The organism is Bradyrhizobium sp. (assembly GCF_035701725.1).
Taxonomy (GTDB): domain Bacteria; phylum Pseudomonadota; class Alphaproteobacteria; order Rhizobiales; family Xanthobacteraceae; genus Bradyrhizobium.
The window spans coordinates 1-5,223 of the sequence record NZ_DASSRP010000367.1 but is presented as its reverse complement, the minus strand read 5'-3'; the positions used below and the strand labels follow the sequence as shown (position 1 = coordinate 5,223).

Genomic DNA, 5,223 nt, shown 5'->3' with positions numbered 1-5,223 from the left:
GACGGCGGACCGGCCGCAAGGCGTCGCCCTGCCCGATGACGGCATCGCCAGCTACCCCCGCCACTCCGGCAAATTCATGGTCAAACTGGTGGGCGCGTGGATGGCGATGGGATTCCGCCGCCCCGCCGTCGAAGGCGTGCCGTAAGACCGAACCGAGGCGGGCTTCACGGACGGCGCTTAGGCCGCCCGGACATCGGTGAGGAACTTCGAGACTTCGGTCTTCAACCGGCCGGAGTCGGCCGAGAGGATCTGCGCTGCCGACAGCACCTGCGAGGAAGCGGCACCGGTTTCGGCGGCGCCGCGCTGCACGTCGGTGATGTTGGACGAGACCTGCTGGGTGCCGTGCGCCGCCTGCTGGACGTTGCGCGAGATTTCCTGCGTCGCCGCGCCCTGCTCTTCCACCGCAGCCGCAATGGTCGAGGAGATTTCCGACAGCTTCTCGATGGTGTCAGAGATTTCCTTGATGGCGGTGACCGAGTCCTGGGTCGCGGCCTGAATGCCGTTGATCTGCTGGCCGATCTCGCCGGTGGCCTTGGCGGTCTGCTCGGCCAGCGCCTTGACCTCGGAGGCGACCACGGCAAAGCCGCGACCGGCCTCGCCCGCCCGCGCCGCCTCGATGGTGGCATTGAGCGCGAGCAGGTTGGTCTGGCCGGCGATGGTGTTGATCAGTTCGACGACATCGCCGATGCGCATCGCCGCCTTCGACAATTCGCCGACGCGATCCGTCGTCGAACGGGCCTGGTCGACCGCGCTGCTGGCCATCCGCGCCGATTCCTGGACCTGGCGGCTGATCTCGTTGACCGAGGACGACAGCTCCTCGGTCGCCGAGGCCACCGACTGCACGTTGGTGGAGGCTTCCTCGGAGGCCGCCGCCACGGTGGTGGAGAGTTCCTGCGCCCGCGAGGCCGTGGTCGACAAGGTGCCGGCGGAGGCTTCGAGCTGGGAGGATGCCGAAGAGACGTTGTTGACGATGTCGCCGATCATCCGCTCGAAGTCGCGGGTGATGCCGTCGACGCGGCGGCCGCGCTCGATCTTGGCTTCGGCATCCTTCGCGGCGGCCTGATCGGCGGCGCGCTTGGCGATCAGCGCCTCCTTGAAGATCTGCAAGGCATCTGCCATCTGGCCGATCTCGGTCTTTTCGCCCCGGTGCGGCACATTGGCCTCGAGCTCGCCCTTGCCGAGCGCCTGCATCGGCGCGACGATCGAGGCGATCCCGGCAGCGACGTCGCGGATGACGTAGAAACTGACCGCTGCGCCGCCAAGGATGGCAATGCCGACGATCGCCGCCAGCATCATCAGGACGGATGAATAGGTGTCTTCGGCCGCCTTGGTGTCCTGCGCCGCGCCGCGGTCGTTGAGCTCGATATCCTTGGTCAGAAGCGCGTCGGCCTCGTTGCCGGCCTTCATCAACTCCTTGTTCAGCTCCCGCGCCTCGCGCGACAGGCCGTCCTTCCTGGACTGCTCGATCATTTTCGCCGCGATCGCCTTGTATTCCTCCCAGCGCCTGGAGAAATCGGTATAGAGCGCGCGCTCTTCCGGCGAGGTGATTACCGCTTCATAGTCCTTGCGGATCTTCATGTTCTTCTGGGCCAGCGTATCCAGCGCCTTTTCGGCCCCATCCTTCTCTTCCTTGGTCTCGGCGATCATGTGCTGGCGGATGATGGCGCGGTACATGATGAGGTCGGCATGCAGATCGCCGAGCGCCTTGATGCTGGGCAGCCAGTTCTTGGCGATTTCGTTGGTGCGGTCGTTCAACGACCGCATGCTGCGGGCCGAGAGCAGGCCCATGCCGGCGAGCAGCAACAGCAGAACCGAAACCAGCGAAATGATCTTGGTGCGGATCGAGAATTTGGCGAACATGGAAGCCCCAAAGGAAAAGCAGCAAATCGGAAGCAACGTTACTGGTGAGGCAAAAAGGTTACTGAAAGCTGTCGACGCGGCGCCCTGAGGATCAGAACCGCAAGTTTCGCATATGTTTGCCCAGTTGTTGTTCACGCTGGCGCGCTGGCGCGCACCCCGACAATGACGGCTGAGCAATATCCCTGGGCACGCTTGGGTGTTTGTGCTGGGAGAACCCTGCCAAAGCTGTTAAGGCCGAAAGCACAACATCCGCCCCCGAAGCCATGCGCATGAAACTGTTGTCCAATCGCCAGCTCCGTTCCGCGAAGGTGACCTCGGTGCGCTGGCAGCGGCGCGCGATGTTCCTGATGGGCGGCGTCGCGGTCGGCGCCGCGGCGGTCGCGCTGGCGACGCTGGCCGATTGGGCGCAGGACGCGCTGGCGCTCGTTCTGGCGAAGTCGCGCTATGCCTCGCTCGTGGTCACGCCGCTCGGCTTCGCGCTCTCGGTGTTCCTCACCAACCGCTTCTTTCGCAATTCGCAAGGCAGCGGCATCCCGCAGGCGATCGCCGCGCGTCAGCTGACTGACCAAGCCGCCCGCGGCCGCCTGGTGTCGATCCGCATCGCCATCGGCAAGGTGCTGCTTACTTTGCTCGGCCTGCTCTGCGGCGCCTCGGTCGGCCGCGAGGGCCCGACGGTTCAGGTCGGCGCCTCCATCATGTTCGCGATCGGCCGGATGTCGCCGCGCCGCCAGCCGGGGCTGATTCTGGCGGGATCCGCGGCCGGGGTCGCCGCCGCCTTCAACACCCCGCTCGCCGGCATCGTGTTCGGCATCGAGGAGATGAGCCGCGCCTACGAAACCCGCGCCTCGAGCCTGATCATCGCGGCCGTGATCGCGGCCGGCCTGACCTCGCTGGCGCTGGTCGGCAACTACGACTATTTCGGCTCCAGCTCGACCATGCTGCGAAACGGCACCGACTGGCTCGCCGTGCCGCTGTGCGGCGTCGTCGGCGGGCTGGCCGGCGGGCTGTTCAGCCGCCTGATCATCGAGATGTCGCGCACGTTTGCCAATGGGCCGATGCGCGCCATCAAGCGGCACCCGGCGGTGTTCGCGCTCGCCTGCGGCCTTGCGGTTGCGCTGTGCGGGCTTGCCTCCGGCGACATGATCTACGGCACCGGCTACGCGCAGGTGAAGGCGGCGCTGGAAAGCGGCACGCCGCTGCCATGGAGTTTTGGCCCGCTGAAATTCGCCGCCACTGCGCTGTCGGCGATCAGCGGCATTCCCGGCGGCATCTTTTCGCCGTCGCTCGCCGTCGGCGCCGGCATCGGTTCCGAGATCGCGCAACTGTTCCCGCACGCCCCGCTCGGCGCCATCATGCTGCTCGGGATGGTCGCCTATTTCGCCGGCGTGGTGCAGGCGCCGATCACGGCTTTTGCGATCGTCACCGAGATGACCAACAATCACGCCATGGTGGTGCCGCTGATGGCGGCCGCGCTGATCGCGCATGCGACCTCGGGGCTGGTCTGCCCGGAAGGCATCTACCATGCGCTCGCCAGGGGTTTTCTCGACCAGAGCCGGAGCCAGCACGAGGGCACGGAGACGACAAAGCCAGCGCCAACGTCCTAACGTCGCATCGCCTGCCGCTCGACCTCCGAATTGAGCTCAGCCCCGACCAGCACGATGATCGCCGACAGCCACATCCAGGTCATCAGACCGATCGCCGCGCCGAGCGAGCCATAGGTCGCGGTGTAGTTGGCGAAGTTCGAAAGATACCAGGACAACAGGGCCGAGCCGATCAGCCACAGCACGATGGCGAACGCGGCGCCGGCGAGCAGCCAGCGCGCCTTGGGCCGCGGACGGCTGGGGCCGAAGCCGTAAAGCGCGACCAGCGCCATCAATAGCACCAGGCCCAGCACCGGCCAGCGGCCGATCTGGATCAGTTGCTCGGCGCCCTGACCGAGCCCGAGATGTTTCAGCGCGACCGGCACGCCGACAACGGCGCCGACCATGATCAAGATCGCCGCGAGACCGGCAACGGTAAAGGCCAGCGAAACCAGGTTCAGACGGACCAGCCCGCGCTTTTCCTCCACCTCGTAGGCCACGTTCAGTGCGTCGATCACGGCCTTGACGCCGGCATTGGCGCTCCAGATCGCAAATAGCAGCCCGAAGGCAAAGGCCAGACCGAGCGTGGAGTTTGCTTTCGCCAGCACGCGCGTAATCTCGTCCTGAACGATCGAGAAGGAATCGCCGGGCAGCATCACCGCGAGGCTGTGCAGGTTGCCCGAGATGGTTGCGGGATCGGCGAACAGGCCATAACTCGACACCAAAGCGGTGATCGCCGGGAAGATCGCCAGCAAGCCATAAAACACGACGCCGGCCGCAGTCGCGAGGATACGGTCGCGGCCGATCCGGTCGAAAGTACCCCGCAGGATCTCGTTGTGGCGCGAAACGATCACGGCAAGCGGATTGCCGCCACGCGCGGCCGGCAACGGCGCATTGGGATCGATGGAGGACGCGGCGGTACGCGTGACATGCCGCTGAAGGGCGAGTGTTGCGAGAACCGTGCTGGCGACAAGCGCCATGTCGCTTGCGAAGGGGTTGCGGCGGCGGCTCACCGCCGCGCTCCACGTCCGCTCGCGCCCGATCCGAAACGGCTGACCACGATCCACCCCGCGGCGACAACCGCCGCGGCGCCGATCAGGATTTGCGTGGTCAGATCAGGCCTTGCGGCGTCGTTTTCACGCAATCCCGCAACCGCGCGGGAAATCGTCGACCCCACCATCATTTGCCTCGCGGCGCGGAATTGCTCGCGCGGTTTCGGCAGCGGCGGGGTTTGCCGTTTCATCATCAGCCAGCCGGCCAACAGCAGGATCACGGCGAGCACCAACAGGCCGCCGCCCAGGATCGCAAAGGCAAGGCCCGCGCCGTAACGCGGTTCGAGAACATGAAACAGCGAGGCAAAGCCGACCGCGATCGCGCCGAACACCGCCAGCACGCCACCGGCCATCAATGCCACCGCGATGCCATAGCCCGCGGCAAGCTTGACCGCCCAGGTCTTCAGATCGGCGGCATAAGATCCGAGCAGCGCGGAGATGCCGCGCCGCCTTGCTCTGGCGAAAGCGTTCATGGTGCATCCGGTCCTTGTTCGATCAACAAGCCGGACAGATGGGCATCGTTCCCTTGAGCCTTGCGCTTTCGCTTTCTGCGTTCAGGACTCCGCCTCTTCCATCATCAGGATGAAGCCGGTCAGCGCCGCGCCGACGCCAAACATCAAGACCACGGTGCCGACGAAGGTTACCATCGTGGTCTTTGGATCGGGACTGACATTGATCAGCGCAAGGACGCCGAAGAACGGCGTGTCGGTCAGGACCAGCGCAAAGACGAG

General features: G+C 65.7%; 4 protein-coding genes. 1 reads left to right on the top strand and 3 read right to left on the bottom strand.

Annotated elements, in window-relative coordinates; all coding sequences use genetic code 11:
• Positions 1-177: 177 nt before the first annotated feature.
• Positions 178-1,860: a methyl-accepting chemotaxis protein gene (locus VFL62_RS22055; protein WP_325174510.1), complete on the bottom strand. Its 1,683-nt coding sequence runs from the start codon at positions 1,858-1,860 to the stop codon at positions 178-180.
• A 269-nt stretch (positions 1,861-2,129) separates the two neighbouring features.
• Here VFL62_RS22055 and VFL62_RS22050 point away from each other — a divergent pair, with 269 nt between their 5' ends.
• Positions 2,130-3,464 (top strand): chloride channel protein, encoded by a 1,335-nt coding sequence (locus tag VFL62_RS22050; protein ID WP_325174509.1) that lies wholly within the window; start codon positions 2,130-2,132, stop codon positions 3,462-3,464.
• Here VFL62_RS22050 and VFL62_RS22045 read toward each other — a convergent pair.
• Together VFL62_RS22045 and VFL62_RS22040 are read right to left on the bottom strand one after the other, a co-directional pair.
• Positions 3,461-4,453, bottom strand: coding sequence for a YihY/virulence factor BrkB family protein (locus VFL62_RS22045; RefSeq protein ID WP_325174508.1), 993 nt, complete (start codon positions 4,451-4,453; stop codon positions 3,461-3,463). The genes VFL62_RS22050 and VFL62_RS22045 overlap by 4 nt on opposite strands.
• Positions 4,450-4,965, bottom strand: a complete 516-nt coding sequence (locus VFL62_RS22040; protein ID WP_325174507.1) for a phage holin family protein — start codon at positions 4,963-4,965, stop codon at positions 4,450-4,452. The genes VFL62_RS22045 and VFL62_RS22040 overlap by 4 nt, the downstream gene beginning before the upstream one ends.
• Between the last annotated feature and the right edge of the window lie 258 nt (positions 4,966-5,223).